The organism is Rhodovulum sp. FJ3, from assembly GCF_032918305.1.
Lineage (GTDB): Bacteria > Pseudomonadota > Alphaproteobacteria > Rhodobacterales > Rhodobacteraceae > SAT37.
In genome coordinates this window covers 98522-124139 of the sequence record NZ_JAWJUU010000007.1, presented here as the reverse complement: position 1 = coordinate 124139, position 25618 = coordinate 98522, and the positions used below count along the sequence as shown (strand labels likewise).

The 25618-nt window shown below is 58.3% G+C and carries 32 protein-coding genes; 6 read left to right on the top strand and 26 right to left on the bottom strand.

Features of this window, described 5'->3' with window-relative positions:
* Positions 1 to 140 precede the first annotated feature (140 nt).
* The 4 genes from R1W00_RS16435 to R1W00_RS16420 form a co-directional block, all read right to left on the bottom strand.
* Positions 141 to 773, bottom strand: coding sequence for a tyrosine-type recombinase/integrase (locus R1W00_RS16435; RefSeq protein ID WP_317263852.1), 633 nt, complete (start codon positions 771 to 773; stop codon positions 141 to 143).
* Positions 774 to 1305: 532 nt separating this feature from the next.
* A complete protein-coding gene (locus R1W00_RS16430; RefSeq protein ID WP_317263851.1) occupies positions 1306 to 2535 on the bottom strand; it encodes a hypothetical protein in 1230 nt (409 codons plus the stop codon).
* A gap of 679 nt (positions 2536 to 3214) precedes the next feature.
* Positions 3215 to 3802, bottom strand: coding sequence for a hypothetical protein (locus R1W00_RS16425; protein ID WP_317263850.1), 588 nt, complete (start codon positions 3800 to 3802; stop codon positions 3215 to 3217).
* Entirely contained in the window at positions 3799 to 4359 is a 561-nt protein-coding gene (locus R1W00_RS16420; RefSeq protein WP_317263849.1) for a hypothetical protein, read from the bottom strand. Before R1W00_RS16420 ends, R1W00_RS16425 begins: the two co-directional genes overlap by 4 nt.
* An 830-nt stretch (positions 4360 to 5189) precedes the next feature.
* On the opposite strand from R1W00_RS16420, the gene R1W00_RS16415 reads away from it, so the two are divergent.
* Both R1W00_RS16415 and R1W00_RS16410 read left to right on the top strand, forming a co-directional pair.
* The gene (locus R1W00_RS16415) at positions 5190 to 5552 is read left to right on the top strand and encodes a MerR family transcriptional regulator (protein ID WP_317263848.1); all 363 of its coding nucleotides are present in this window, start codon (positions 5190 to 5192) and stop codon (positions 5550 to 5552) included.
* Positions 5549 to 6148, top strand: a complete 600-nt coding sequence (locus R1W00_RS16410; protein ID WP_317263847.1) for a short chain dehydrogenase — start codon at positions 5549 to 5551, stop codon at positions 6146 to 6148. The genes R1W00_RS16415 and R1W00_RS16410 overlap by 4 nt, the downstream gene beginning before the upstream one ends.
* 212 nt (positions 6149 to 6360) lie before the next feature.
* Here the strand turns inward: R1W00_RS16410 and R1W00_RS16405 are convergent, their stop codons facing one another.
* The 19 genes from R1W00_RS16405 to R1W00_RS16315 all read right to left on the bottom strand — a co-directional run bounded on the left by R1W00_RS16405 (position 6361) and on the right by R1W00_RS16315 (position 20747).
* A complete protein-coding gene (locus tag R1W00_RS16405; protein WP_317263846.1) occupies positions 6361 to 6693 on the bottom strand; it encodes a DUF1801 domain-containing protein in 333 nt (110 codons plus the stop codon).
* A gap of 1 nt (position 6694) precedes the next feature.
* Positions 6695 to 7093, bottom strand: coding sequence for a VOC family protein (locus R1W00_RS16400; protein WP_317263845.1), 399 nt, complete (start codon positions 7091 to 7093; stop codon positions 6695 to 6697).
* A 45-nt stretch (positions 7094 to 7138) separates the two neighbouring features.
* Positions 7139 to 7852: an AraC family transcriptional regulator gene (locus tag R1W00_RS16395; protein WP_317263844.1), complete on the bottom strand. Its 714-nt coding sequence runs from the start codon at positions 7850 to 7852 to the stop codon at positions 7139 to 7141.
* Positions 7853 to 8158: 306 nt separating this feature from the next.
* Positions 8159 to 8938 (bottom strand): hypothetical protein, encoded by a 780-nt coding sequence (locus tag R1W00_RS16390; RefSeq protein ID WP_317263843.1) that lies wholly within the window; start codon positions 8936 to 8938, stop codon positions 8159 to 8161.
* 228 nt (positions 8939 to 9166) lie between these two features.
* Positions 9167 to 10243, bottom strand: a complete 1077-nt coding sequence (locus tag R1W00_RS16385; protein ID WP_317263842.1) for a type IV secretion system protein — start codon at positions 10241 to 10243, stop codon at positions 9167 to 9169.
* 12 nt (positions 10244 to 10255) lie between these two features.
* Complete coding sequence (locus R1W00_RS16380; RefSeq protein WP_317263841.1) at positions 10256 to 10669, bottom strand: hypothetical protein; 414 nt, start codon at positions 10667 to 10669, stop codon at positions 10256 to 10258.
* Positions 10666 to 10860 carry a DUF4177 domain-containing protein gene (locus R1W00_RS16375; protein ID WP_317263840.1) on the bottom strand — a complete coding sequence of 65 codons (195 nt, stop codon included), beginning with the start codon at positions 10858 to 10860 and terminating at the stop codon, positions 10666 to 10668. Before R1W00_RS16375 ends, R1W00_RS16380 begins: the two co-directional genes overlap by 4 nt.
* Positions 10857 to 11843 (bottom strand): ATPase, T2SS/T4P/T4SS family, encoded by a 987-nt coding sequence (locus R1W00_RS16370; protein WP_317263839.1) that lies wholly within the window; start codon positions 11841 to 11843, stop codon positions 10857 to 10859. The genes R1W00_RS16375 and R1W00_RS16370 overlap by 4 nt, the downstream gene beginning before the upstream one ends.
* 4 nt (positions 11844 to 11847) lie before the next feature.
* Positions 11848 to 13227 (bottom strand): TrbI/VirB10 family protein, encoded by a 1380-nt coding sequence (locus R1W00_RS16365; protein WP_317263838.1) that lies wholly within the window; start codon positions 13225 to 13227, stop codon positions 11848 to 11850.
* Positions 13224 to 13919 (bottom strand): TrbG/VirB9 family P-type conjugative transfer protein, encoded by a 696-nt coding sequence (locus R1W00_RS16360; RefSeq protein ID WP_317263837.1) that lies wholly within the window; start codon positions 13917 to 13919, stop codon positions 13224 to 13226. Before R1W00_RS16360 ends, R1W00_RS16365 begins: the two co-directional genes overlap by 4 nt.
* Positions 13920 to 13921: 2 nt before the next feature.
* Positions 13922 to 14578 carry a type IV secretion system protein gene (locus R1W00_RS16355; RefSeq protein WP_317263836.1) on the bottom strand — a complete coding sequence of 219 codons (657 nt, stop codon included), beginning with the start codon at positions 14576 to 14578 and terminating at the stop codon, positions 13922 to 13924.
* Positions 14579 to 14689: 111 nt separating this feature from the next.
* A complete protein-coding gene (locus R1W00_RS16350; protein ID WP_317263835.1) occupies positions 14690 to 15499 on the bottom strand; it encodes a type IV secretion system protein in 810 nt (269 codons plus the stop codon).
* On the bottom strand, positions 15499 to 16587 hold the full coding sequence (locus R1W00_RS16345; protein WP_317263868.1) for a lytic transglycosylase domain-containing protein: 1089 nt from the start codon (positions 16585 to 16587) through the stop codon (positions 15499 to 15501). Before R1W00_RS16345 ends, R1W00_RS16350 begins: the two co-directional genes overlap by 1 nt.
* 55 nt (positions 16588 to 16642) lie before the next feature.
* Positions 16643 to 16810, bottom strand: coding sequence for a hypothetical protein (locus tag R1W00_RS16340; RefSeq protein ID WP_317263834.1), 168 nt, complete (start codon positions 16808 to 16810; stop codon positions 16643 to 16645).
* Positions 16807 to 19170, bottom strand: coding sequence for a type IV secretion system DNA-binding domain-containing protein (locus R1W00_RS16335; RefSeq protein WP_317263833.1), 2364 nt, complete (start codon positions 19168 to 19170; stop codon positions 16807 to 16809). Before R1W00_RS16335 ends, R1W00_RS16340 begins: the two co-directional genes overlap by 4 nt.
* Complete coding sequence (locus R1W00_RS16330) at positions 19160 to 19438, bottom strand: type IV secretion system protein VirB3 (RefSeq protein ID WP_009808059.1); 279 nt, start codon at positions 19436 to 19438, stop codon at positions 19160 to 19162. Before R1W00_RS16330 ends, R1W00_RS16335 begins: the two co-directional genes overlap by 11 nt.
* On the bottom strand, positions 19431 to 19724 hold the full coding sequence (locus tag R1W00_RS16325; protein WP_012187323.1) for a TrbC/VirB2 family protein: 294 nt from the start codon (positions 19722 to 19724) through the stop codon (positions 19431 to 19433). Before R1W00_RS16325 ends, R1W00_RS16330 begins: the two co-directional genes overlap by 8 nt.
* Positions 19721 to 20335 (bottom strand): lytic transglycosylase domain-containing protein, encoded by a 615-nt coding sequence (locus tag R1W00_RS16320; protein WP_317263832.1) that lies wholly within the window; start codon positions 20333 to 20335, stop codon positions 19721 to 19723. Before R1W00_RS16320 ends, R1W00_RS16325 begins: the two co-directional genes overlap by 4 nt.
* Before the next feature lie 43 nt (positions 20336 to 20378).
* Positions 20379 to 20747 carry a hypothetical protein gene (locus tag R1W00_RS16315; RefSeq protein WP_089423648.1) on the bottom strand — a complete coding sequence of 123 codons (369 nt, stop codon included), beginning with the start codon at positions 20745 to 20747 and terminating at the stop codon, positions 20379 to 20381.
* A 210-nt stretch (positions 20748 to 20957) separates the two neighbouring features.
* Between R1W00_RS16315 and R1W00_RS16310 the strand changes: the two genes are divergently transcribed.
* The 3 genes from R1W00_RS16310 to R1W00_RS16300 all read left to right on the top strand — a co-directional run bounded on the left by R1W00_RS16310 (position 20958) and on the right by R1W00_RS16300 (position 21987).
* The gene (locus R1W00_RS16310) at positions 20958 to 21209 is read left to right on the top strand and encodes a hypothetical protein (protein WP_133358606.1); all 252 of its coding nucleotides are present in this window, start codon (positions 20958 to 20960) and stop codon (positions 21207 to 21209) included.
* A gap of 124 nt (positions 21210 to 21333) precedes the next feature.
* Complete coding sequence (locus tag R1W00_RS16305) at positions 21334 to 21591, top strand: multiprotein-bridging factor 1 family protein (RefSeq protein WP_317263831.1); 258 nt, start codon at positions 21334 to 21336, stop codon at positions 21589 to 21591.
* Between the two features lie 168 nt (positions 21592 to 21759).
* Positions 21760 to 21987, top strand: coding sequence for a hypothetical protein (locus R1W00_RS16300; protein ID WP_317263830.1), 228 nt, complete (start codon positions 21760 to 21762; stop codon positions 21985 to 21987).
* A gap of 170 nt (positions 21988 to 22157) precedes the next feature.
* Here the strand turns inward: R1W00_RS16300 and R1W00_RS16295 are convergent, their stop codons facing one another.
* A complete protein-coding gene (locus R1W00_RS16295) occupies positions 22158 to 22565 on the bottom strand; it encodes a hypothetical protein (protein WP_317263829.1) in 408 nt (135 codons plus the stop codon).
* Positions 22566 to 23040: 475 nt separating this feature from the next.
* Here R1W00_RS16295 and R1W00_RS16290 point away from each other — a divergent pair, with 475 nt between their 5' ends.
* Positions 23041 to 23973, top strand: a complete 933-nt coding sequence (locus R1W00_RS16290; RefSeq protein ID WP_317263828.1) for an IS5 family transposase — start codon at positions 23041 to 23043, stop codon at positions 23971 to 23973.
* A 164-nt stretch (positions 23974 to 24137) separates the two neighbouring features.
* Here the strand turns inward: R1W00_RS16290 and R1W00_RS16285 are convergent, their stop codons facing one another.
* Positions 24138 to 24650, bottom strand: coding sequence for a DinB family protein (locus R1W00_RS16285; protein WP_317263827.1), 513 nt, complete (start codon positions 24648 to 24650; stop codon positions 24138 to 24140).
* Between the two features lie 478 nt (positions 24651 to 25128).
* Entirely contained in the window at positions 25129 to 25605 is a 477-nt protein-coding gene (locus tag R1W00_RS16280; protein ID WP_317263826.1) for a YybH family protein, read from the bottom strand.
* Positions 25606 to 25618 lie beyond the last annotated feature (13 nt).

Sequence of the window (25618 nt, the reverse complement as noted above, 5' to 3'; positions counted from 1 at the left end):
CGGCAACCCGGCATTTCGGTCATCATTTGCTATCCGGCTTCCTTGCGAGACTTTGTGTCTGCTCTGGGCTGACACCGGCCATCCGCTGCGCTCGGCATGAACGGCAGGTCAGGGCCGTCCGTGAAGACGGCCCTGACCTGTTAGATCTCGATAGATTCAGAGATCACCAATGCATCTTCTAGTTCAACGCCAAGGTATCTGACGGTGCTGTCCATTTTGGTATAGCCCAACAGCAGTTGGACTGCCCGAAGGTTGCCCGTTTTCTTGTAGATCTGGGTCACCTTCGTTCGCCTCATAGAATGCGAACCGTAGGCGCTGGCCTCCAGACCGATGGACGTCACCCAGTCACGCACAATGCGTGCATATTGGCGGGTCGAAATGTGAAGCCGTTCATGAAAACGTCCGGGCCAGAGGTATTCTGACCCGACCATCAACGGCTCCCGCATCCATCTTGCCAGCGATGAACGGGCACCTTCGGAGATTTCGAAACGCACAGGCTTCTGCGTCTTGCTCTGCAGAACCGACGCGCGTTCCTTGATTTGGCCTGATACCATGACATCGGCCACCTTCATTCTCACCAAATCGCATCCACGCAGCTTGCTGTCGATGGCAAGATTGAAGAGCGCGAGATCACGATGGTTCTCGGCCAGCTCCAGCCGCACCCTGATGGCCCAGACGTGTTTGGGCTTGAGCGGTCGTTTCTGGCCAACGATGCGGCCCTTGTTCCAGGCAGGACGACAAGCGCGGATGGCGGGTAAGTTTCGTGTTTCCATTATGGGTCCTCCATCCACCACGCCCTCCCACATCGACAACCCGACGTTGACGAAGGGAGCATATCACAACATGCTACGTCGTATCCGAGACCGGCTTCGAGCCCGACCAGCTCATTCGACAGGGTGCAGCGAATGACCGCTCTCGTGTGCAGCCCAAAAACGTGCCAGAACCATATGGGTTTTGCCTGGGGGTTCTGTCCCGGCTAACCTTCTGTAGACGCAAGTAGCCAAAGGGAGGGACAGAAACGACCGTTATTCGCACATGGGTACTGGCAGGGGGTTTTTGTCCATCTTGGCTATACCTGTGAGAAGTCCCGCGACCGCAGGTAACTTCCCCCGTTGATGTCGAGCGTGACGCCGTTGAGCGAGTGCTGCGCGTCGCGCAGGGCGAACAAACCAGTTCGGCTATCTCGCCGATTGGAATATCACCCACGACGGCGTCTTTGCCCTGAGCGGCAGAGCACCGGCGGGGACGCGGAGGTCTGAAGCTGAACTTGGGTGATTCGTTGTCCAGCCGCAGATCACTGCAAAGCTACCTGCAGCAAGTCACCTCGGAACTCCCAGTTCCGGTTCTCGTCTCGTACTGCGCGAGCGCTGCGGAACCGCCGATCGGAATCATCTCAGCGATAGCGGTATCTGGTGCCAAGGCACTTCCAGCTGCAGGGCTATACGGGACCCACCCCTCGATCGCCGCAAGATCGTTGACGGGGGAAGGGGAGTTTTCGAATGCGGCACGGATGTCACCGAGAGTAGGTGCCGCTTCAACTGCCTTGAGGGACGCCAGATATGTGACGAAGTGCAATGCGAGCGGTCCGATATTCTGGGTCCGATCAGCGGGATCAGCCACAGGGCGAATGCTGTTGCCGGGAGCAGTCGCATAGTAGGTGAGCGCCTCGTCGAGCAACTCCCCGAAATTCATGTCAACCATCAAGCTGAACATCCCCACGAGACCGGATAGCTGCGGGATATCGGTGAGATCCTGTGCGACGTCACCGTAACAGTTGTCGAGCAGGACGAGGAAAGGGACCGGTGGGTTGCCATCCTCGCGATAGGCACCTTGCGCCCTTCTCGATGCATCGATTGTTTGGAGCTCGTTCTGCCGGCGCAGCACAGCGAACGCGTCCGCCGGGTCCGTGATGTCCGGCATGAGCTGGCTCGGGTAGAAGTCGTCGAAGTGCCGCATGCTGTCGTCCGATCGGAAGTATACGAGAGCGGACAGAACATCCCATGCCCAGATGGACCGCTTGATAAGCCGGATCGTAAAGGTCTGAGATGCCGCGCCGTTGAAGGTCAGGTCGCCAGGAAGCATGTAGAGCGATCGGCTTGCCGTGTCGCCGATCCCATGCCCCATGAAGTAGAAGACGATTCTAGGGTTGAGGTCGGGGTCGGCTTGAAGGTCCTCTCGGATCATGCGCTTCAGGTCGGTGATTGCCAGGTAGACGTCATCTCGGGTCACCATTTGATCGGGGCCCTCTGACAGCAGAAGTATTCCGTCCCGCGCCCCGGATTGGATCAAGGCGTCGGCAACGCGGCGTGCGGAATTCCGCGGCCCCTCGATGGACGCGAGCAGCGCCTGCTGGTCGGGCGTCGGCAAGCTCGTCACGTTCTCGATGACGTACCTGTAGTGCTCCGATCCGATCGCGAGGAAGTAAAGGTCAGGGTCTTCTGCCTGTGGTGACGGCCGCTGTGCGAGGGAGGGACCCATCGACACTGCAAGCCAAAACAGGATGGCGGTTGCTAGCCTCAACCTAGGGATCTTCATAACATATCTCCTCGTATTCTATGGGCCTACGAAGGCGCACGCCTGCGGTAGCCTGTGCAAGCCAACGATGAAGGCGCGTCGGACCGACGTTGCGGGCAAAGATCATGTACCTCATGACCTGATGACATGATCGGATCCTGCGTTCGATTAGGTCGGCGAGGTTGCCTCGAACGCGAGAAGTACCGGCCTGAGAGGGATTCTCGACTGCATCAGTAATCAGTGGAACTCTCGGAATGGAGCCCTCCACGAGAGGATCGAATTCTTCGAACATCTCAACGATGCGAGACGCGGGATTATTCGCTGTCGATGACAAGGCAGTTCCCCTCGGGAAGATCTTCGCATCCTCAAGAAGACTTAAATCCACATGGAGAGATCGAAAGCGAGCCCGCTGAGCTTCAAATATAGAGTCGGGCGGCTCGTACTCTACGTCCGAGACCATGAGACTATACTCTGTGTCCATCACCGCCAGGTTGATAAGCGACGTCTCGTAGAACCGATCTACGACCACAAGGCTTTGTTTCTCTTCGTGATTGCGATGGATCGTAAGACTAAGAAAGAAGTTCCCGAAGACGAATGCCAAAACAATCAAAATGATTGGAGCCAGGAGCTTATCTGCGAACCACTTGGCGCAGGCCATGGAGATTGTCTGGAGATTCATCGAGAAACGCATTCCAACCTTTTACTTGCTGCGCCGAGACTGCCGTCCAATTAGAATTCCGATCCCAAATGGAATACCAAGACCGATCAAGAAAATCAGAAAGGTCCGGATTCCTTGTTTTGCCGTCCATTCGAAGAATGTCGGTGGCTCGATGATGGAAGCGTCGAGCTTTGCTCGAAGCGGTGCGAACGCATCACCAAGGCAGATATAGACACTTTGATCCCGCAACTCACAGTCTGGAATTTGGTATTCGCTCACGACGCTTTCGACTTCCCGCTCAAGGAAGGTATCGATCTCGGTTAGAAGCGCAGCATCAAGGGCGGCATCGGAAGGGCGGTATTCAAGTTGCAGCAGATGAGATCGAGCGGACTGCAGGAGCGCTTGGTGAGACCGCGCGGTCGCCTCGTCGATGACGGGGCTGGGCCAGTCTGCGATGGCCTCGATATCCGCGACGACCTGAAAGGTGAGCTCGCGAGTCTCGCGGATATCATCAAGGACGATCCGATGCTGATCCACCAGGACAGAGATCACGAACGCCAAGAGAAAGGCTAGGATCGTCGTGAAGATCGGACGATCGTAGAACGGCGTGGGAGCGGGAGATTCGCTCATTGATCGATGCCCTCGGAGGAGCGCGCAAGGCAGACCAGGCCGTCGTCATCGCCGAGCGCAAACGAAATGCGAAGGTCTGCCGCATCACGAGGCAATCCGCGATCAACCATCAGGTTGCCGCAACTCCGCAGCTGGAACGACCTCTCTTCCGAGGTGGGGGATACGATCACGTCAACTGCATCACCTCGGAGATCGACGAATCTCGCTGATCGACCAGTTGTCGGCAACCAGGTAAAATTGCACAGCGGAACGTTCTTGTCAGCACGGCGCATCGTCCCCTCATTCGATTTCTCGTCCCAGGTGAAGACAATTTCGACGCCGCGCGCGAGACACCCTGCTAGAACTTCGCCGGCACCCAGACGCAGCGTATCTTCAACGGCGTGCCAAAGAGACGTTTGACCGGGATTATCGTCGATGCTGCCGATCAGGCACGAGCGGGCGTCGTCGCACGCCGAAGCTTCATGAGGGAAGGAAATCAGAGAAAGGGCACCGACGAATACAGCAAGGGACGGAAGCGTTTTGACGCTTACCAAGGTATTTCGGACTGCCATAATCATCGTCATATCCTCTTGTCTAGACGGTCCCAGTTGTATGTGGCCCGTGCTTGATTGGAAAGGTAGCACGTCGACCATCAAGGGGTGACGTTTCCGAACGGTCGCACCTTACCTTTTTCACGCGGCGTTCAGTTCATGCGGATGGCGCATCCTGATCGGCTCGTGGCCGAGCGCTATGTCGACCGGAACGGTTGACAGCAAGCGCCCGTCGCGCCGGACGTGGGCGAGGCTCGAAGGCGACCAGCTCCATGACGCCCACGGGTAAGTCGAGCTTCACGCTGATGCACTTCGAGCTGTCCTAGAAGACCGCTGCTTGTCGGGACGCCGGGCCGGAACCATTCAAGCATACCTCATGGGTCGGAGGTAGCCTTTCGAAACGATATGAAGGCCCGGTTTAAATGCAAATGGAACGGTTTGCTCCGCGTGATCGAAGCCTCAAGTGTTCATGTTGTGCCAATACTCAACCGTTTTTGTCACCGGCGGAAAGGACCGTTTGTGTCCAACACTGAAAGCTGCCGTTCGTCAAAGTCCGCTTCGTCCGCATAGCTGACCTCGGGCGTATCAGATTGCTGCGCTCCTTCGCCAATGTCGGCTTTCGGGAAGCTGCATCGCAGCGTCGATAGCAACGGCCAATGTCCGCAAAGGGCCGATTGCTGCACGGCGCCGGCTTATTCATGTGAGGAGCCCGCTGTGCTGCCGCAAGGCGGCTTTGAGCCCTCTTTGACCGATGCTGTGCAGCGCACGAACGGCAGCTTTCACGATAGGTCTGATGAAGATGCTTGACCTAAAGTAGCTTCAGGTCGGTATGAACCGGAATGAAAGGGTACGACCGCATGAAGATTTCCGAAGTAGCTGAGCTGACCGGGCTCAGCCTTTCAACAATACGATTTTATGAGAAATCTGGACTCTGTCCGTTCATCCGACGTGGCTCAGACGGAAAGCGAAGATTTTCGAAGACGGATGCCGATTGGTTGGAGTTGCTGGCGTCACTGCGCGCAACTGGGATGCCCATGTCGGAGATGCGCACGTTTGCCGACTTGTATGCATCAGGCGATACAACAATCCCAAAGCGAAGGGCGGCGCTTCTAGCACACCGTCAAAGCCTTGAGGATCGACAAGCGGAGGTAGAACGCTGTCGAGCAATCCTCGACCGAAAACTGCAAAAGTACGATGAGATAATGAAGGACCAGACATGAAGATAATTGTCGTAGGTGCGTCAGGCGATATTGGGCGATCCGCCTGCAAAGAACTTGGACAGAGGCATGAAATTGTCACCGTCAGTCGCACTGCCGGAGACTTTCATGTCGATGTGAGCGACTTCCATGCGGTGAAGTCACTTTATGAAAAGGTCGGCATTGTTGATGCCGTCGTGTCTTGCGCGGGCGATGCAACCTTCGCGCCCTTGTCAGAGATGGACCAAGAGAGGTTCATGGTCGGTCTGCGGCGAAAGGTGATGGGGCAGGTGAACCTCGTACTCGCCGGGCTGAATGTCATTTCGGATGGTGGTTCCTTTACACTGACAAGCGGCGTTCTTGATCGCGATCCAATCCGCATGGGGTCAAATGCCGCGACCGCCAACGGGGCGCTGGCTGGCTTTGTCACAGGTGCGGCAATAGAGATGCCGCGCGGGCTGAGAGTGAATGCCGTCAGTCCTGGAATGCTAGACGTATCTGCACCGCGCTACGGTGCGTGGTTCCACGGTCACAAGCCAGTACCATCACATGACGTTGGCCTCGCGTATGCAAAATGCGTTGAGGGGGCTCTGACAGGGCAGGTGGTGATTGTGGAGTAGAGGGATAGCTGAGGAACCGGACCTTCGCGCTACCGCAGCTAAACGGTGCTTCGTCCCTCATTGTGTGAGTTCGCCGATCATCTGATTTTGCGGGCGCAGCGAATGGCCGGTTCGGCGTGCCGCGCCGCAGTGGATGGAGACACAGACGAACGGCAGGATTGGGCCGTCACGAGCCCAGACTCACCGATGCTGCGCGGAGATCGAATGTCGGCTTAGCTAGTTTGGGCCAACGCGATAGCTTGGTCCAGAAAGCCCTTGCAGGTTTTGGTCTTAACATCAGCAGTACTGCGAAGTTTGACATGCCTTCTTAACTTTCCAGTCCCTTCCAGAACACCGTCCAGATCTTCGAATTGGACACCGTTGGCAAATTCAAATGACACGTAATCGGCGTAGACATAGAAACCGCCAATGCGGCTTTTTGGGTTGTCTGTTTCAAGTTCGACCACTGTGCCGCCATACATCGGTCGCAGGTTAGCATCAGGTGCCAGCTCAATTATCATTTCTTCCAAGCTGTCAGTGATCTTCGCTTTCGTCGCGTCGTCCATGTCACGCCGAACCTTGGATGGGAGAGGCAATCTCGACGATACAGCCGTCCAGATCGCGGACATAGGATACTGTCTGCCCCCATGGCTTTTCGCTAGGAGCGCTGACTGCCTGGCAACCCTCTGACAGTGCTCGCTCATAAGCGGTTGCCACATCATCCGTGACAAAACAGATTTCCCATGCGGCGGCGGGTCCGTCTGGGTTATTCGGCAAGATGGCCAGACCGTTCATTTCGGCGGCTTCGGTCCCTGCAAAAGCTAGGATTGTCTCACCTGTTTCCATCTCTCCATAAAGATTGCTCTCGTGAATAAAGCGTTGTTTGAGCCCGAAGGCGGCTTCGTAGAATGCGACCGTTTTGGGCACATCTGCTACATAAATTATTGTGTATCCGAGTTTCATCATATGATCGTATCCCACGCCAACATGAAGGTCTTGAAAAAATCGGACCTATTTGGAGGGGATGTCTGGCAATGACAAGTCTGTTGGAATCCTGCTTGGCGTGAACCCACCAAAACGGCGAAAGGTGCGGGCCATATGCGCTTGATCAGAAAATCCACCTTCGAAAGCAGCGGCGATGATCGGCACATTGCCATTGGTTATCAATTTGAGAGTTCGGTGGAATTGTATGAGCTGCGCATAGGTCTTGGCAGAAAGGCCAACGTTGCGGCGAAAGAGACGATTCAGATGTCGAGCCGTGCATCCCACGAATCTTGCCAGCGCTTCGATGCGCAGCCGTCCGCCAGACGCATGAAGTATGTCAATTGCACGGGTAAGTCGCGGATCAACTTCAGGCCAAGTTTGGGCGTGGACAATGCGCGCCAAATCATCAAGCGTCGGGCCGGATCCACTAAGAACAGCGAGGGTAGGAAAGCGATCCAGTGCCTTTGATCCCCTCAAGACGCTATCCGGTGCATTGCCCAAACAATCCTGCCACAATGCCGCGCCGTGTTCTGGGCGTAGGCGGATGCCAAACCATTGGTCGCCGTTTTTGTAATCAACACGGTAGGGCAGTGTCGCCGGTCCAGTAATGATCGGCGTAACTTCATCCGGTGTGCTGACATGGTTGCGCACAATGATGTCGCAACGCCCATCCGGCAGAATGACGGCACTGCCGGGAGTGCATGCAGAAAATGACCATATCGCCTCAATGCGACGCGCCATTTTGGGCGTTTCTAGCGCTTCATTGTAGCCAATGGGTATCGGGATGAGAGACGTTCCTCAATATGAGCTGTCTCAGTAGTGTTACTCATTCCTTACAGCCACGCCAGCAACAACTAAGCAGCCATTGGCGCAGTTGCAGCGAAAGAGCGTTTGTCCGCATAACTGCCGTGGGTCGTGCCGGGACGGGCCGCATGCCCGACAGAAGTCAGCGGACGACTGCTATGAGCCCATTTTGCTGGATGCTGCAGCCGGCACGCAAGACCGCTTTTGCCTCCAGAGGGTGGAATTTCTAGCGAGACATTTAACTTACATGACATGGTACGCCAGATACGAGCCTTGACAGGGCTCACTTTGTCGCCCCGGTTCAGCCACCCCAAAAGCTGCGAGGTAGAACCGCTCCTCACTCCGCGATGGGCCTAGGCTAAAATCTACTTTGCCCAACGCACACTTGGCAAATGATCGCGTCCTATCGACGCCAAACGATGGCTTGAATACTGCCCAGCTTTTCTCGTCAAGGTCGTTTGGTTCGGCGAAGTGTTTCCACACTGTTGAATGCTTGGTTGCCCACCATAGCAAATAATCCGCCTGATGCGGAAAGACTGCCTTAAGCCCAAAGGCATAGTCTGGGTTGGGAGCATTTCCAAGATCTGAAACCGACAGAATTGAACCAGGCAGTTTATCATTTGAAAGAACTTTTGTTCGCTCATCGAGTAGGCCAAAATACTTTGTATTCAGACTTTCAAGAAAGAGTGCGCCCTCAAATTGAGAGTGACCCGAAAGCCGTCCTCGCTGTTCAACGCTTGCCAAGTCATGACAGGATAGAAGCCTATCAATCAAACTTGGATTGTCAGAAATGTGCCACCCGTTTTCCTGAAGGGTTGCGACCACATCCACTTGACGTAGCGGCCTCGCGATCCTGTTAACAATACAGGTAAAAACACCCGAGACAGCTCGCTCGACATTCTCCGCCATAGCATTGCCGAACTCTTTTTCGGTTCGATCCCGAAACGTGGAAAATGTACGTTGGATACCGCGACGGCGTGGCTTCAATTCGTTCAAATGGGCGATCGTGCTTTCTAGACTCATGCGCAACAAGATAGAACACTTAAGAATGACTTAAAAAGCATCAAATCGTTGTCCAAAATTTCTATGAAGAAACCTCTTTGCGGCCATTGGTGTAGTCGCAGCGAATTCACAATTTGTCCGCATCGCTGACCTTCACCCACGAAAAATGCTGCGCGAAGGACGAATGGCCGGTCTGGTGAAAGCTGCACCGCGGCGGCTGATGCACTTGCGAAGGTCGGCTCAGGGCCGTCACCGTCGTCCAAGTCGACCCAGTCTCGCCAGTTGCGCCAGCATTTTTGACCCCGAGTCTGTGGATCCTGTGCTTGCTGCAGAACCCGTCTGCCCCATGCCTTGTCTCGCGGGCATTTGCTGCACGCCGAAGAACTGCCGCGCCCTGAGGGCGGCGTATTCTGCGCCACTTGCCCCGCCGATCAGATAGCGATTGTAGGCCTGCTGGCTGCCCATTGCGGCGCGGGCAAAGCTGTAGCCGCCGCCGAGACCACCGGAGAGGGCGGGCATCATGATGTTTCCGGAGATCGCGCGGACGATGAAGGGCGTGGCAATGATGAAGCCCTTGGCCATGAGGACCATCATGAAGAAGGGGATGAGCGCGCCTATGTTTGAAGCCCCTTCCGGGTCGCCAAGCTCACCGATCAGAGCGGAAGAGACGCCAGTGATCGTCGCGAACACGCCGGCCACGACGATGGGGTAAAGCGCGAAGGAAACCAGTGCCGACAGCCAGCGTGCGAAGTAATCTTTAGTCACTTCGAAGAGGGTGAGGAAGATCATCACCGGCGCGATCCCGATCAGAAGTGCGATCATCAGGCGCGAGGCCACAAGGATGAAGGCGGCCAGCCCACCGAGGATCGAGAGCAAGAGGACCCCGACAATATCGAGCATGGCGCCGGCCATCCAATTCAGCTCAGACCCGGCGGCGTTGAGATAGTCCCCTAGTTCCGCGATCAGCCGATCGAATTCTTCTGCAAAGGTGCCAGAGGGACCCGGGATTCCGCCACCGACCGAGGCGACAAGCGCCCCCGCAATGCTGTCGATGCCGGCCAGGATGGCGGAGGAGAGGGCGTTGAACTGCACCCAGTTGGTCGCGAATATCCCGATGAGCCCGATCTTGACCGCGAGCCAGAAGGCCGTGCGGCCGTCCATCGCCTTGTATTGATAGATCATGTTCAGGGAGACGAGGATGACCACGAGCGTTGTTCCCAAAACCAAAAGCGTGCCGACTGTTGCCGCAACCGACCCAAACTGGGTTTCTGCCGCGGTGTCGAGATAGCCCTGGGAGGTTTCAACGAAGTAGGTGACGACGCTCATAACGGGGCTGCCCTACCAATTGCCTGCGGCTTCGCAAATGGCTTTGGCCTCAAGGCGAACGTCGTTGGCGCGCCGGTTGTAGGAGTCGGAAGCTTCCAGCATTTTCCAGCGTTCGTCACTGGCGTGGCGTTCACGAAACATCGCCTCGGCCGCGTCCCAAGATGGGAACTGGATTTCGCAAGCGCAGCTGCCAGTCTCTACGATGCGTTCAAGATTTTGGGCGCGGTAGATGTCTTGAACCAACACGCGCTGATAGGCTTGGCGCAGGGGGATCTCCTGGATCCACACGGGTTCAGCGGGCCGGTCCGGACAGACATTGAAACTGCGATTGAGGGTCGGCACCAGATTGCGCTCAGCGAAGGCGGGGACAGCCAGTAGGCTCAAGGCCAGCGCGATCAGCACTAGGGTTAGCCGCGCTGGCTTCATACCGTGGCTCCGGCGGGAGTGGTTTCGCGCTTCAGGAAGACAGTGTGTCCCACGTTGGCGAATTCCGAGGAGCTGATCGACACGACCTCCCAGCCTTCGGCCCCCTTCGCGTTCAGGCTGGCCTGCATGTCGGTGAGACTGGTTTTTCGGGTCATGGGAAAGGACAGGATATCGTATTCAAATGTCTTCATCGGGAAGTTCCAATCTCAGTTGCGCCGGGGAGGTAAAATTCGGTGATGCCGCGCCGGCCATCGTGGCGACCGGCCTGGATGATCACATCGATGGAGTTCTCTATGTACTGGATCATGTCGGCATAGGTCATCGGGATCTCGGTCTTGAGTGCGGCGATGGCCAGACGCTGCACAGCAAGTTGCGGGGTTTCTGCGTGCAGCGTGGTCATGGACCCGCCATGGCCAGTGTTGATCGCCTCGAGGAAGGTCATGGCTTCCTTGCCGCGCACCTCGCCCAGAATGATCCGGTCGGGGCGCAAGCGTAGTGTCGCGGTGAGCAGCACATCGGCGGACTGGAATTCCGCGTCGCGATTGGCGATGAGGGTCACGGCATTGGGCTGGGTTGGCAGTAGCTCGGCGGCTTCTTCGATGGTGACGATGCGTTCCTCGGACGGTACATGTGAGAGGATCTTGCGCGCGGCCACGGTTTTGCCGGTGGAGGTGCCGCCAGAGACGATCATGTTGAGCTTGTTGTCGACGCAGAAAGCCAGCGCATCGTCGATGACGCCGGCGGCCACGATCTCGCGTAGTTGGCGCGTTTTCTCGAGGCGAAGTTCTTCGAGTTTGCGCTCCTTGCCATAGAGGAAATCAAGCGCAATCCCGTCAAGCGGCAGGCTTGAAAAGAACCGCAGGCTGATCGACATGGCCGAGAGCACAGCGGGCGGGGTAATGACCTGCGCCCGGATCGGCCGCCCCTTGTAGGTGATCGAGACCGAGATGATGGGGCGGTCCTTGCTCATCGTGGTGTTGGCGGAGGAGGCGATCTGGTTGCCGAGGTCTTTCACTTCGGTTGCAGTCAACGCCTGGTCCAGCTTTCGCATGAAATGATCGCCCTGGAACTCTCCCCAGCAGAAGCCGTCGGGGTTAATGCAGATCTCGATGACATCGTCGCGGGCGGCGGCGTCGATCCGGTCGAGAGAGGCCTGGAGATAACTCAGCGACATGGGCTCAGAATATCTCCAGATCGCGGTCGACCATGACAGTGACGCGCGCGCCCTGGTCTACATAGATGACGGGGCCGATGGAGAGATAGTCGCCAATCACGCTGTCCGTAGCATCCGCTAGATCATCGCCCACGTCTTCCAGCACGTCCGCAGCGGTCTCATCCTGCACATTTTCAGCAGTTGCGCTTGGTGCGGCGGAGATCAGCGAAATCAAAGCAGCCGAGCCGAAACGCTCATCAAACCGGGTGTCGACAAAGCCGGTGACGCCGGAGCGACCCAATTCATCGCCCCCAAAAGAACTGATCTGGATGGTCTGGTTGTCGGGCAGAATGATCCGGTCCCAAGCGATCGTGACTCGGCGCTGCGCGATATCAACGCCCGAACGATACCGCCCGATCAGGCGGGAGCCGCGCGGGATCAAGAGCCGAGAACCGTCGAAACTGAACACGTCTTCGGAAACAACGGCCCGGGTCTGGCCGGGCAGAGAGCTGTCGAGGGCGGTTTCCATGACGGCCTGGATCATCGTGCCCTGGATGATCGTGTTGGAGGGGTTGGCAATGACCTCAGCTTGCGTCACCGAAGTGGGCAGCGCACCATTCAGCACAAAATCCGTCACTTCCCCAAAAGTCCGTTCGGTCAAAGCAGTTTCATTTGCGCCTGAGGTGCCGCCAAAGGCGATGGTGGGCGAGGTGATGCGGCGCTCCTGAAACGCGCGCTCCTCAGCAGCGCGGCGTTCAAGTTCCGCGAGCCGTCTTGCCTCTTCCTCGCGGCGCAGGCGTTCTTCTTCCCGCGCCCGCAACTCATCCTCAGATGGACCTAAGGGCGCGGGAGCAGGGCGATTGGTTTCGAGTTGCGCAAGTTCCAGATCCATGCGGAGTTGCTCCAGCTCGCGATCGCGCGCCGTGAGCTCATCGCGAAACTGCTGCTGCGCGGCTTCCGAGGCGGACTGCAGGGCGGCAATCTGGGCGGTCAGCGCATCGATAGCCTCGGCGGCAGCCGTGTCTTCTTCGACCACTGGTTCTGGTGCGTTGCGCAATTCCTCGATCTGGGCCTGAAGGGCTGCGAGCTGCGCCAGAAGCTCGGCATTCGGTTCTGCCGGTTCCGGTGCGACCAACACCACTTCGGGCTCAGGCGGGGGGAGGGTTTCGATGGCGCCGAACCCGTCGCCTTCGTTCTGGAACACGTCCGGCGTGGCCGTGGGAAGGACTTCCTCTTCCTCGGGTTGGGACATGAGATAGAGCAACGCACCGCCCGCGCCGATTATTAGAACAACGACCAAGGCCAGAAGTGGCGAGCGCCGCGGGGCAGGGGGCGAACCAGCGCCCTTGCCTTGTTCGAGGGCCGCGAGGCGTTTCTCGAGGTCTGTGTTTCCGGTATCGCTCATGAGCCTACCCCCGCAGGCGGCGTCGCCTCGATACAGACCACCTCCTCCCCGATCCGCAGAACCCATTGCCGGTTCACGCCTGAAACCCGGATCACGCTGTCCTCGGTGGCTTGCGTGTTGACCGTGCGCTCACGGCCATTGGCGTAGCGGAAGATCGCAGGCACCGGCGCGTTCCGCGGAAATTCGAAATACGTAAACGTCCCGTCATCCCAGACACGGGTGGGGGTGAACTCGGTCCGCGCGCTGGCACCGTAATTATAGTTCGGCGCTTGGGCCGCGATGGCACGTGTGGGCCGCGTATTGTCTTCGGGGTAGCGGAACTGCACCACGTAGAAGGTCGGGCTGCGGGTCTCCTGGACGTTGAAATAGTAGCTCCGCCTATTCGTGTAGACGGTCACATTGGTATGCACCTCGCGCGCCACCGGCTTGATCGCGAAGGCCTGACCGCCGGGCACGCCGTCAATCTCGAAGCCTTCCGTGTCGCCGGCGATGATCGAACGGATGCTCTCGCCTTCGCCGAACTCGATGGTGGTCACATGCGTGAGCGAGACATTGAGGCGATAGACCTGGCTCTCCTGATAGGTGGCCAGCCGCACACGGTTGTCATTGGGTCCACCGCGCGGGATGGCTTCGGCGGAGGCAAGGCCGGGCAACAGGGCAATTACAAAAACAAGCGATCTTGTGAACAACAACGTCAGTTCTCCAATCTGTCGGAGCGGATGGAATATTCGAGCACGGTAAAGCCGAAGGGGTTGGTCCAGACCTCATCGATGGAGCGGCGGGTCTCGGGACGGAACTCGAAGAGAAGCGTGGCGGTGAAGAGCCCGGTCTGGGTGCCGTTGATGGAGGTCAGACGCTTGCGCAGGCGGACCGTCGCGCGGTTGGTCCCGATCCGGTTGATGCTGAGGATTTCCACGTCGAGCCGAGCATTGGGGCCATAGACCGTCGGCGGGTAATTCTCGTTGGCGCTGTTCCAGATCTGGCGCAGCCCTCTCTCGGCAGCTCCGTCCGAGCGGCGCAGGACGTTGCGGATGCGCAGATCGTTGTCGAGCTGGTTATAGACCTCCCGGTCGGTCACATAGCGGAACACCTCCGCCTCGATGATCGCCTGGTTGGCTGTGACCGACGTCGCGCCCACCGAAGCCTCGGGCAGGGCAAAGCCAGTGGCGGGATCATAGGGCACGACCACAGGCGGCGGATCGACATCGAGAATTGAGACAGCCGCCGCACTCAGGCATCCGAGAATGCCGAAGATGAGCCCGATCAGCCCAAGGCGCTGCCAGAGCCGTTCGCGGCGCAAGGCACCGTAGACCAGTTCTTCCTCGATGATTTCTTGTTCACTCGCCACCATTCATGCCCCCGCTCGGCGTTTCGAAACAAGCGGCATCGGTTCTTCGCTGCCTCTCGCTGCGCTCGAACGCGAAAACCGATATTTGATATTCTGGGTCAATTTCGAAACGCCCTAGTCAGCCCGCAGGTCCGGCAGCGTGAAGTCCATAAACCGCTGCTCCTCGGCAATGGTGGCGGCATCGATGACGCCGCCGGTGCCATCGCCCACGGTCTGCACCGCTTCGAGCTGCCACATGGCCACGAGCGCGATCGCCAGTTCCGCCGTCACGCGCGTGTTGAGATCGATGCTTTCCTTCATTTCATCCATGTCATCGATCAGCCCGACGAGGCGGTCGACGCGTTCGAGCGATTGCCCGGCATCCTCGTAGCTGTTCTGGGCCGCCGCCGAGACAAGAGCACCGGTGGTGGCTTGGGTCGCCACGCGGTTGGCCCCGGGATTTCCGCTGGTGGCCATTTCCGAGAGGGTGTCGTCGTCAAATCCGAGATCGGCCAGCACCCGATCCATCTGGGTTTCAATCTCGCCTGCTCCAGAACCGGACAGGCCGGAGAAGTCCCCCGTCTTGATGGCCTCAATGGTGGCGAGGATGTCGCCAAATTCTTGGTCGAGCAGACCGTTCAACTCATCTTCCATCTCGGTGCGGATGATCTCGGGAAGTTCGGCGAGGCGCGTCAGTGCCTCATAGGTTCTTTGCAGCTCCGCGAGTTGGTCCGTGAGTGTGGCAAGCTGTTCGCGGAGCTGCGTCAGCTGCTCGTTTTGCAGGATCTCGTCTTCGATCATCTGCTGGAGCTGCTGGATGTTTTGCGCAATATTCTGGGTGTCGACGACGGGCACGCCTTGTGCGAGGGCTGGGGACAGGGTGCCGAATTGAAGGCCAATCCCAAGCGTCGTGGCCAAGGCCGTTCTCAAAAACATTCGTCCCATCAGTCAATCTCCCTGATCGTGAATTCCATGAAGGCGCCCTCGGCCATGCGGGCGCTGGCCTGTGCCAATTCCTCGGCCGAAAGCACGCGGGTCCGCGCCGCTTGAAGACGAATACGCGCGGCGACGAGACGCACGAGTTCGGCGCGGGCATAGGTGTTGAGCGCGACGCTTTCCTGCACGTCTTCCGTCTCAGAAATCCGCTCGACGATGTCCGCAATACGCAAGGCGGCCTGCCTGATCGCCGCAGGGGAATTGTTGCCATAGAAGGCCGCGCCGTGCCCGGTGATCGAGAGGTTCGCATTGGCGAGAAGCGCCGGATCGATCGTGCCGAGCGCTTCGATCCCGCCGATGCGGCTCAGATAGAGATTGTAGCGTTCAGGAATGACCTGGACGTAGTGCTGGGTCTCGGCAAAGGGCGGGACACCGCCATATTCAAAGACCCGGCCGGGTCCGGCATTATAGGCCGCGAGGGCGTTGATGATGTTGCCGTCAAAGGTGTTGAGCTGGGCCGCCAGATACCGCGCGCCGCCATGCACCTGCAGGTAGGGGCTGTCATAATATTCCGGGTTGATCCCGAGATCGCTGGCCGTGCCGGGCATGATCTGGGTGAGGCCAAAGGCCCCGACAGGCGAGCGCGCACCGATGGTGAAGCGGCTTTCCTGCCAGATGAGCGCCTGCATGAGGGCCCGCCATTGGACGGGGGAGAGGCCGGCGCGGCCCACGCCCGCAAAGCCGCTGGTTTCCTGCGCGACGCGGATGATGAGCTGCTCGATGTTTTCCGAGGCGTCCCCGAACATCTGTGCGCCGCCGGGGTTGGGATCGGTTCCGGCATTGCCATAGACGGCCTCGACGGAACGAGCGGGATCGCCGCTTCCGGTTTCCAGCCCTGAAATCATCGCGGGCAGGCCCTGACCGCCGAAGCTGGTTTGGGCATCGAGGATGCGTTGCAGGGTTTCCAGTTGCTCGCGTTCGATCTCGGCGATGAGTTCGCGCACGGAGAGCTTGTCAGCCTGGATGGTAAGGTCCGCCTCCCGGTCACCGGTCTCGACGATATCGCGCGCGGTCAGCCCGCTGTCATTGGTCGGCACACCTTGGGACAGGGCGATGCCGGGCAGCAGGCAAAGCACGAGGATATGGGGCAGTTTAGACTTCAATGCCGCCCTCCGGCGCATCTAGAGGCGTGAAGGTGCAATCAGGTGCTGTGGGTACCGTCGAGGCCAGGAAGGTGAAACAATTGGCCTGTGGCTCCTGGTACTGGGCGCAGGAGGCCAACACACCTAGCGCAGAAAAGAACAACAAGATACGGGTCATGAAAGCCTCCAGAAATCAGGGCGGTTGCGGTAATCGGCGCCCACAAGCGCTTCACCTTTTTCCATGCCGCCGAGGATGGTGAGATTGGGCCCAAGGGCGCTCAGATCGGCATCGACGACGATCGAGCCCTGGTCGTCGCGGATCAGCGCGAGGCGGCTGTCGCTGCCGGTGTTGAGAAGCACATCGAGTTCCTTCTCATAGAGGTTCAGCATCGCGTAGTCTGCGGCATGGGCTCGGATGTTCGGAAGCAGGATCTGCGTCGGCACGGCCTCGACGATGGTCTTGCCGGTCCGAGTGCGTTCGAGCTGGCTGGCATATTGCGTCATCATCACCGCGACGGTGTTCTGCTTGCGCGCGGTCACCAGCCAGTTCGACAGCCGCTCGGCGAAATACGCGTTGTCGAGCGCCTTCCAGGCCTCGTCGATCACGATGATGGTGGGGCGACGATCCTCGATCTCGCGCTCGACCCGGCGGAAGAGATAGGAGAGGACGGCCATGCGTTCCTTCTCGGCCTCGCTGTCGAGAATGCCGGTGAGATCAAAGCCCACCACATCGCCTTCGAGCGAGAAGGTGTCTTCCAGCGTCTGTCCGAAGATCCAGCCGTATCGGCCCTCTTCCGTCCATTCGAGAAGGCGCTGGTGCAGATCGCCGCCATCATCGGTGGAGACAAACAGCGATGCGAAGTCCCGCCAGTTCCGCAGGGCCGGATTGGAGGCCTGCGCGTTCTGGCGCACGACTTCCTGGATGCGGTTGGTCTGGGCAGGTGTGAGCGGTTTGTCGGCACGGTAGAGCAGGGTGGCGAGCCAGTCTGAAAGCCAGGCCGTGCCGCGCGCGTCGACCTCAGTCCAGAGCGGGTTTAGGCCGGTGGGTTGTCCGGCTTTCAAAGACGCGTAGCGCCCGCCATTGGCGCGGACCGCCATCTCCATACCGAGACGGTAGTCGAAGACGAAGATCCGCGCCCCTGCTCGACGGGCTTGCGTCATGAGGAATGCGGAAAGCACCGATTTGCCCGAGCCGGGCCTCCCCATGATGAGCGTATGCCCGCTGGTCGGTTCTTTGTCGGGCGAGCCTTGCTCGTGATAGGAAAACCGGTAGGCGCTCTGTTCGGGGGTGGGCAGATAGGTGATGACTCGGCCCCAGGGGGTTTTCGTGGCGGGTTTGCCGAGTTGGGTCCGGTGGAAGGCCGCGAAATCCGCGAAGTTGCGATTGGTGATCGCACTGGCGCGCACGCGCTTGGGCTGGTTGCCAGGATGCTGGCTGAGGTAATGCGCTTTTGCCGCGACGCGCTCGCCGATCATCTTCACGCCTTCGGCGGCGGCGGCGTTGACAATTTCGGCGCTGAGCGTCTGCAGCTCATCGATTGTATCGCAGAAGATCGTCACGATCATATGGTGCTCGCCAAAGCTCTGGCGCTTGGCCTCGAGATCATCTGCGGCGATGTCGAGCGCTTCCATGAGCGACAGGGCCGCGTCCTGCGAAGCCTGCATCTGGCGCTTTTGCCGTTTGATGCGACCCGCCATGAGGTTCGAATTGATCGGCGTGAAGGAGTGCGTGACGATCATGTCGACAGGCAGGTTCAGCATGTCGAACATGGTGCAGGAGGTGGCCTCGGAATATTCCCCGATGGTGAAACTCTTGCCGTAGCGATGTCCCACGACGCCTTCGGATAGCTCGAAGTGATCTCCGTGAAACGTCACCCGGGTATTGGCGATGTTGAAGGACAGGAAGCCGTAGGTGTTTGCCGGATAGAGCGGCAGTTCCGTTCCCGTGTTGAGCGCCCCCAGAAACCCGATCAACTCGCCGCTTTTGGCGGTCAGTACGCGCGGATTCAGCTCCGTCAGGCCTGACAGGAAGACACTCACGGCCTCGCCCAGACGGCGCAGGCGCTTCTCGGTTGCTTCTTTGAGGCGATCCGGCGCGCTGCGGTTCAGGAATGGCAGGACGCTTTTTGGAGGCGGGCGATGGATGATCGTAAGGGTGAGCGTCTTGTCGCGCAGCCCGCTGGTCTCCAGCTTCGCGCGCCAGAGACGGTCAACTTCTCCAGCAAAACTGTCCTCACGCACGGGTTCGAGGTCCGGCGTGATCGCTTTTGAGACCTTATGGACGTAGTAGCTGAACTCCGGCCCCAGCTGCGCGATGATCCGGGCGAAGAGCGCGGTCACCTTGTCGAGATAGGCATCATCTGTCGTGTAGCTGTTGACCCCGTCGAGCCGGATGCACTGGAAAAGCTCGTTCACTCGGGTCCGCACGGTCTGGTCATCAACTAAGCTCACATAGGGCAGCATATGCGCGAGGCGGGTTTCGCGGGCATACCAGTCCGGCGTCATCGTGCGGAGATCGAGCGCAGCATCACGGGGCATAGCTGTCCCCGCCGTGAATGCTGCGGTTCCGCGTGGGCGGGGTTTCCTGCAGCGCCGTCATCATCACGTCGATGAAGCGCGGATCCCAGTCTGCGGCCTTCCAAAGCACCGGGTAGAGCAGGGCCGCGACAGCCAGCACCGCGATATGCTGGACCCAGACGAACAAGAGCACCGAGCCGAAGAGCCAGACCATCGCATACATGATGGGCAGGCCCAGGAGCTTGGGCGGGCGCACGAGGCCGAGAAAGAGAGGCGAGCGCTCAGCCACCGGCAAAGACCGCGGCAACGATGGTGGGGGCGGCGGCGACACCAGCGATGCCAACAAGCACCCAAAGCGCTTGGCGCAGGTCGATGATGTTGAAGAACCAGCTCAAGAAAACGCCGAGGACCGCGAGTGTGGCGATGACGACGCCAAGCGGGCCGGTCAACGCATCGACGATACCTTGCAATAAGCTTTGGATCGGGGAGAGATCGATGCTTTGGGCAAGGGCGGGCTCGGCAATGAGCAGGAATAGCGCCAAAGAGGCTACGAATAGGTTTGAAATCTGTCTCATGAATTTGATCCTTCCAATCGGGCCACGACGGCCATGACGCGGGCCACGTGGTTCTGGGTTTCTCTGTAGGGGGGAATGCCGCCGTACTGGCGGACCGCATCGGGTCCGGCGTTGTAGGCTGCAAGGGCAAGGCGTGGATCGCCGAACGTGTCCAACATCATCGCGAGGTAGCGGGCGGCCCCGTCGAGGTTCTGCAGCGGGTCGCGTGGGTCAACGCCGAGATCGCGGGCAGTGGCGGGCATCAGCTGGCCAAGGCCAATGGCACCTGCACTTGAAATCGCATCCTGCCGGTAGGCGCTCTCAACCTCGATATTGGCCCGATAGAGAGCCAGCCAATCCGTCACGGAAAGCCCCGCGCGACGCAGGCCGGGATGGCCGGCATAGCGCAAAGCCGTGGTCTGAATCCCGGAGAGGACATCTGCGTGGGGCAGGGGAGTCGGGCGGGCAAGGGCCGCGACTTGGACGCCCTCTTGCTCGGCCTCTAACTCGCCGAAGATAGCGATCCCATCGTAGGCCGAACCCTGACCAATGCCGTCATTGTAGTTCCGGGCAATACTGTTCTGAGACCGGGATGGGGTCAGAGAGCCGTCGCTCTCCATGACCAGGACCATTTGCGCTGAGGCTGGCGCGGCGACCAGCCAGAGACAGACAAGGCTAGGTGTCAGCGCCCTTGTCTGATGGGGCTTTTTCTGACGGCGCAAGTTTGTGCGTACGGCTTGTGCCCGCCTCAAGCGGCAGATCGACATGCGCAAAGCCAAGGCCAATGAAGAATGACACCACGCCGGAGATCGTCTTGAACTCGCGGATCTTGATATCGTTGTAGGTCGTCCGAGTGCGGGCGGTGACGAGGAGCTTTTCCACGCCTTCGTTGGAGACCACACGCATGATCCAGACCCCGTAATAGCTGGGGCCTTTCTTGTGTGCCGATTCTTGGCACAGGATTTCTGCGCTATAGCCGCTTTCCACGAGTTCGCGGAAACGTGCTTCCGTAACCACATTTGGTGCTTCGATGTCCCAGTTCATGGCCCGGCTCACGCTTTCTCCAATGGCGCGACCCTAGGCATTCCCACTTGAAGCCCAGAGTTACGATAGTATATTATCAACCGCAAGATGTAATATCGTGCTTTGGCTGTAGTTTGGTCACGCAAACACTAGTCTCGGCCAGTGTCCGCGATCAAGGAGATAACAGGTTTGAGAAACCCGAGGTTGATATGCCTGCTCCCTTTGCAATCTCTGGCCCTTCTGATCTGCGTTCCCGGGCCGGTTTTGGCGGAATCCTGCTTCGCTCCACCCCGTCCCTTCCTGCCAAGTGATTCGCAGGCCGCGCGGGACTATGCGGCTATCATCCGCAGCGATTTCGAAAATTACATCCAGGATATCCAGAGCTATTTCCGTTGCCTCGACAGCGAACGCGCCCGCGCGTTCGAAGAAGCGCGGGAAGTCAGCGAGGACTATGGCCGATTTCTGCAATTGGTAGGGGATTGATGGGCAGCCTTGGGAGCATCGGACTAGCAGCCCGTGGAAATCAGACGCCGATAACACCTTCAAATATCTACTTTTTAGATAACAGATTTCATCCGCTAGCGACGTCACAAAAGGTATGTGACGCGTGGCAAAAACAATCAGAACAAATGGCCAGTTGGCGCTCGTCCGTGCGTTGGTTGATGCACGTCGGAATGCGGGTCTCAGCCAGCAGCAATTGGCGGCGAAGCTCAAACGCCACCAGTCGTTTGTGGCACGTCTCGAAAGCGGGGAGCGTCGTATCGACGTCGTGGAGTTTACAGTTCTGGCGAGGGTCATTGGCTTTGACAAAAATGAAGTCCTGTCGATTGTCGAAGCCGCCACGGAGGCCGACCACAAGATTTGAAATCAATGCAATTTTAGGGCTTACCGCATTGGTTATCCCCTCGTGAGATCAGCTACCTCAAGGAAGAGCAGTTAGCCAATATCCACCACGTGCGGCCTGCGGCGCGAGCTGGCGCCTTATGACACAATGCCGCAAATTTAGCGCCACAGTGCAGGAAGTCAGTAAACAGTGAGCGATGATAAAGGTGAGGGCGTCGCGATCGCCAATCTGATCGGGACCGATGGGTGCAGCATTGTTGGTTGGGTGTATCGATGGACGACAGGCGCGCATGCGGTGATGTGGGACGTCCACGGCCCCCAGCCGGTGTCGGAAACCCGGCCGGATCTGACTACGGAACAGAAACTGGAAATCGACTTCGATGGTTTGAAGCAGATTGGAAGAGACGAGGGCGGATAAGCTTGTCAGCTAATCGCCAGCTCATTTGGAAGGGAAATATCCGCTGGCACACCGGACATTTGAGCAGATGGCGGCGAAGGACGCGAAAGAGCCCAGAGTGCTGAATGCTGCAACCGGAACAAATGGCGGCTTTTCAAAATACAGATCGCACGATTTGAGTGTGGATGGCGCTAAATGCCGATGATCGACACCCAATACAGCCACATCGTGAAGAACCACGAAATACAAAACAGTCCATATTTTGTGGTCAGTAAATATCCGAAAAATGCTCCGATGGGAGAATAGCCTTCCCCCATGATATCAGCTCGCCGAACGCTGGAAAGCAACACGCTGAACGCCAAATAGCAGAGCCAAACATGAAACGGGAAATAAACTAAGAAGCCGGGGATCATAACAGGCCTCCCAAACACAACATGCGGCACGACGCCGAGCGCAAGTCCCAAAGCGAAGCCCAAGAAAAAGGCGTTTGCAACGCTAAGGCGTTCCCAAGTCGGACGGATGCTCAAAATCAGGTTTCTCACGGTGCCACCTACCAAGCGCGCTCTTTCATCATCGGATTTACCACTGGTAAAGCTCAATACCATGCCCTGAAAATACGGCTAGTCCTTAACCCCTCGCCAAAGCGGACCTTGGCGCAGCCGCAGCGAACTGGTGCTTTGTCCCGCGACCTGTGAGTTGCCCTAAAAAAGCTCGCTGCGCGATGTTCGAATGGGCGAGTTTGGAGCCGCGCTGCGGCACGCCAGACTCAGCGCTTGCAGAAATTTCTACGCTGCGAGCGCACGCAGCGGAAAATAACAATGGCCGGGTTGGGGCTCAAAGCCGCCTTGCGGCAGCACAGCGGGCTCCTCACATGAATAAGCCGGCGCCGTGCAGCAATCGGCCCTTTGCGGACATTGGCCGTTGCTATCGACGCTGCGATGCAGCTTCCCGAAAGCCGACATTGGCGAAGGAGCGCAGCAATCTGATACGCCCGAGGTCCGCTCTGCGGGAGGCTTTTTTGCACAAATCCCGGTAGGGATTCATCTCGCGAATCCAGCATGATAGCTGGAAGGCATGAGCAGTTGGGCCCCTACGAAGTACAAGACCACGAATTGGTCGTCCTACAATAACGCACTGAAGCAACGCGGATCATTGTCGATCTGGCTTGACCCGGAGATGGTCTGGGTGCCACCACCGCGCGGCAAGCGTGGGCGCCAACACCAATTCAGCGATGCCGCGATCCAGGCCTGTTTGACCTTGAAGGTGCTGTTCGGAATGCCGCTTCGGCAGACGACCGGTTTCGTGGAAAGCCTTTTGCGGTTAGCCGGGCTGGACTGGGCCGTGCCGGACTACAGCACCCTGTGCCGCCGCCAGAAGACGCTGAGCGTGACCCTTCCATATCACCTTGGAACCGGCCCTCTGAACCTCCTCATCGATAGTACCGGCATCAAGGCCGAGGGCGAAGGCGAGTGGAACGCACGCAAGCATGGCGGCCCGAAACGCCGGATATGGCGCAAGATACACATAGGGATCGACGAGGAAACACTTGAGGTCCGAGCTGTTGAGGTCACCACCAGCAATATCGGTGATGCACCGATGCTGCCGGAATTGCTCGACCATATCCCGCCCGATCAAGACATCGGATCAGTGACCGCAGACGGGGCCTATGACACGCGCAAATGCCATGATGCGATTGCCGCACGCGGTGCCCATGCCGTAATCCCACCGCGCAAGAATGCCAAGCCGTGGAAGCCTACCAGCGCCGGGGCCATCGCCCGCAACGATGCGATCAATGCCTCACGTTATCCTGGTCGAACCATCTGGAAGCGTTGGAGCGGATACCATCGCCGAAGCCGCGTCGAGACCAAGATGCATTGTATCAAACTTATGGGCCAAAGCCTCATGGCGCGGGACTTCGACCGGCAGGTAGCGGAAATACAGGTCCGCATCGCGGTGCTCAACCGTTATACCGCACTTGGCATACCCGTCACTGTGCCCGTAGGATAAATCCGTCTGGGGAAAGGGGAAGACCGCCCTTAAACCGATTTGTGCAACAAAGCCTCTGCGGGACAAAACGCCATTTCGCTGTGCCTGCGCAAGTGGCTGCTTTCGGGAAACAGAAACTGGATGTTCGGTGGCGTCGGCGATACGCGCCGATTACCTAAATCGCCCTATCCTGCAAAAAAACCAGCTCCTGGACGCCACGGAATATCCGTAGCACCATAATCAATACCCATGGAGTGCAACGCACTGGTGACTTGACTACGATGGTGGGTTTGGTGGTTGAAGAGCTGCACCACCATCACCCAGCGTGGGATCGCAGGCAAGTCATCACCATGTGGGTCGCGATTAGTGGTTTTCTCGGCCAGCCAGTCCTTAGTCCACTCTTGACCGCCTTTCGACAGAAGATCGTCCTGTTCAAGACGAACGGATTTCAACTCTTCCCAGTCGGACCATACCGCATGACCGGGTGGGTTTCGTTCTGGAAGGGTGCCATTGAGTAACGTCAGGATAGAGCGATTGACCACACATATGTGGTCCAGAGTATTGTGGATCGAACCGAAGAACATGCCGCGATCCCGCTTTCGTTCTTCCGGCCCGATCTCTTCGCAGCACCTATAGATATTATCGTTCTGCCAGCGAGCGTAGGTCGCCATCTCGTCGATGTATTCATTTGTGATCATTGTTAAATTCTCAAATCTGTCTGATGGTTACCGACGCTATACAACGCCGTCGGGCTTTGACTAAGAACAGTGTTATCGTCGCCCGCTAAGAATTGATAGATGCAGACATTCGAGCAGGCCGCAGCATCGGTCAAATATGGGCTCATTCCGGACCTCTGCCGCGCGCCGCACCTATGCCTGCAACGCGGACAAAGTGAGCTTTCGCTGCGGGCGCTCGATCGACAGTTCTTGGCTTGTCGCGACAGCGATCTAAGGCTGGCCGAGAAATGCCTGGACATACGCAACGCAAACGGTACGAGTCGGACACGCTGAAAATCGATCAGTCGGCATCCGAGTTGAGGTGGAACCAGCTATTATCGGAGTTTCCGCAAAGGCGCTGCGAACCATGTACCCTGCATCATGAAGAATGAGTTGAAGGTAGACAGGCGCTGCAAGATACGTACAGACGGGCCCGACGAAATGGTCGGGCCCAATCACTTTAGTGGTCTTGTTCCAATAGCCGCCCGCCGTGCGGGTTGTCGATCACCATCTTCCATCCTCCATCGGGCTGCTTTCGCAGGACCGCGACGGACAGCCCGGATTGCTCGACGGTCTGGCCGTCAGGGCTCTGGGCTGTCATTGTCCAGGGCGCGATGTGGACCGCGATGTCGCCACTTACGATGACCTCGTGCCCCGCGGGGTAGGTGAACTCCGGGCCCATTGCGGCCATCCCTGCGAACATCTGTTCAAGCTGGGCGGCATCCGAGACCGGCGCTTCCGGCTCGAACACAACGGTGGCTGCTGGTTCATAGCTCTGCATGACCTCGGCCAAATCACCGGCCTGAAAGCCTGCCGTCATGGTTTCGATTGCGCTGAGCACGTCTTGTTGGTCCTGTGTCATTTTTTGTCCTTCTGCGGTTGAAATATTGGGGATCGTGACGGCAAGCGCCATCAGCCATGCGAATGCATGTTTCATGGTTTCTCCTTGG

Bases quoted from the DNA above. Each gene is read 5' to 3' on its own strand.
- R1W00_RS16435 (WP_317263852.1), bottom strand. From the start codon at position 773: ATGGAAACACGAAACTTACCCGCCATCCGCGCTTGTCGTCCTGCCTGG.
- R1W00_RS16430 (WP_317263851.1), bottom strand. From the start codon at position 2,535: ATGAAGATCCCTAGGTTGAGGCTAGCAACCGCCATCCTGTTTTGGCTT.
- R1W00_RS16425 (WP_317263850.1), bottom strand. From the start codon at position 3,802: ATGAGCGAATCTCCCGCTCCCACGCCGTTCTACGATCGTCCGATCTTC.
- R1W00_RS16420 (WP_317263849.1), bottom strand. From the start codon at position 4,359: ATGATTATGGCAGTCCGAAATACCTTGGTAAGCGTCAAAACGCTTCCG.
- R1W00_RS16415 (WP_317263848.1), top strand. From the start codon at position 5,190: ATGAAGATTTCCGAAGTAGCTGAGCTGACCGGGCTCAGCCTTTCAACA.
- R1W00_RS16410 (WP_317263847.1), top strand. From the start codon at position 5,549: ATGAAGATAATTGTCGTAGGTGCGTCAGGCGATATTGGGCGATCCGCC.
- R1W00_RS16405 (WP_317263846.1), bottom strand. From the start codon at position 6,693: ATGGACGACGCGACGAAAGCGAAGATCACTGACAGCTTGGAAGAAATG.
- R1W00_RS16400 (WP_317263845.1), bottom strand. From the start codon at position 7,093: ATGATGAAACTCGGATACACAATAATTTATGTAGCAGATGTGCCCAAA.
- R1W00_RS16395 (WP_317263844.1), bottom strand. From the start codon at position 7,852: ATGGCGCGTCGCATTGAGGCGATATGGTCATTTTCTGCATGCACTCCC.
- R1W00_RS16390 (WP_317263843.1), bottom strand. From the start codon at position 8,938: ATGAGTCTAGAAAGCACGATCGCCCATTTGAACGAATTGAAGCCACGC.
- R1W00_RS16385 (WP_317263842.1), bottom strand. From the start codon at position 10,243: ATGAGCGTCGTCACCTACTTCGTTGAAACCTCCCAGGGCTATCTCGAC.
- R1W00_RS16380 (WP_317263841.1), bottom strand. From the start codon at position 10,669: ATGAAGCCAGCGCGGCTAACCCTAGTGCTGATCGCGCTGGCCTTGAGC.
- R1W00_RS16375 (WP_317263840.1), bottom strand. From the start codon at position 10,860: ATGAAGACATTTGAATACGATATCCTGTCCTTTCCCATGACCCGAAAA.
- R1W00_RS16370 (WP_317263839.1), bottom strand. From the start codon at position 11,843: ATGTCGCTGAGTTATCTCCAGGCCTCTCTCGACCGGATCGACGCCGCC.
- R1W00_RS16365 (WP_317263838.1), bottom strand. From the start codon at position 13,227: ATGAGCGATACCGGAAACACAGACCTCGAGAAACGCCTCGCGGCCCTC.
- R1W00_RS16355 (WP_317263836.1), bottom strand. From the start codon at position 14,578: ATGGTGGCGAGTGAACAAGAAATCATCGAGGAAGAACTGGTCTACGGT.
- R1W00_RS16350 (WP_317263835.1), bottom strand. From the start codon at position 15,499: ATGGGACGAATGTTTTTGAGAACGGCCTTGGCCACGACGCTTGGGATT.
- R1W00_RS16340 (WP_317263834.1), bottom strand. From the start codon at position 16,810: ATGACCCGTATCTTGTTGTTCTTTTCTGCGCTAGGTGTGTTGGCCTCC.
- R1W00_RS16335 (WP_317263833.1), bottom strand. From the start codon at position 19,170: ATGCCCCGTGATGCTGCGCTCGATCTCCGCACGATGACGCCGGACTGG.
- R1W00_RS16325 (WP_012187323.1), bottom strand. From the start codon at position 19,724: ATGAGACAGATTTCAAACCTATTCGTAGCCTCTTTGGCGCTATTCCTG.
- R1W00_RS16320 (WP_317263832.1), bottom strand. From the start codon at position 20,335: ATGGTCCTGGTCATGGAGAGCGACGGCTCTCTGACCCCATCCCGGTCT.
- R1W00_RS16315 (WP_089423648.1), bottom strand. From the start codon at position 20,747: ATGAACTGGGACATCGAAGCACCAAATGTGGTTACGGAAGCACGTTTC.
- R1W00_RS16290 (WP_317263828.1), top strand. From the start codon at position 23,041: ATGAGCAGTTGGGCCCCTACGAAGTACAAGACCACGAATTGGTCGTCC.
- R1W00_RS16285 (WP_317263827.1), bottom strand. From the start codon at position 24,650: ATGATCACAAATGAATACATCGACGAGATGGCGACCTACGCTCGCTGG.
- R1W00_RS16280 (WP_317263826.1), bottom strand. From the start codon at position 25,605: ATGAAACATGCATTCGCATGGCTGATGGCGCTTGCCGTCACGATCCCC.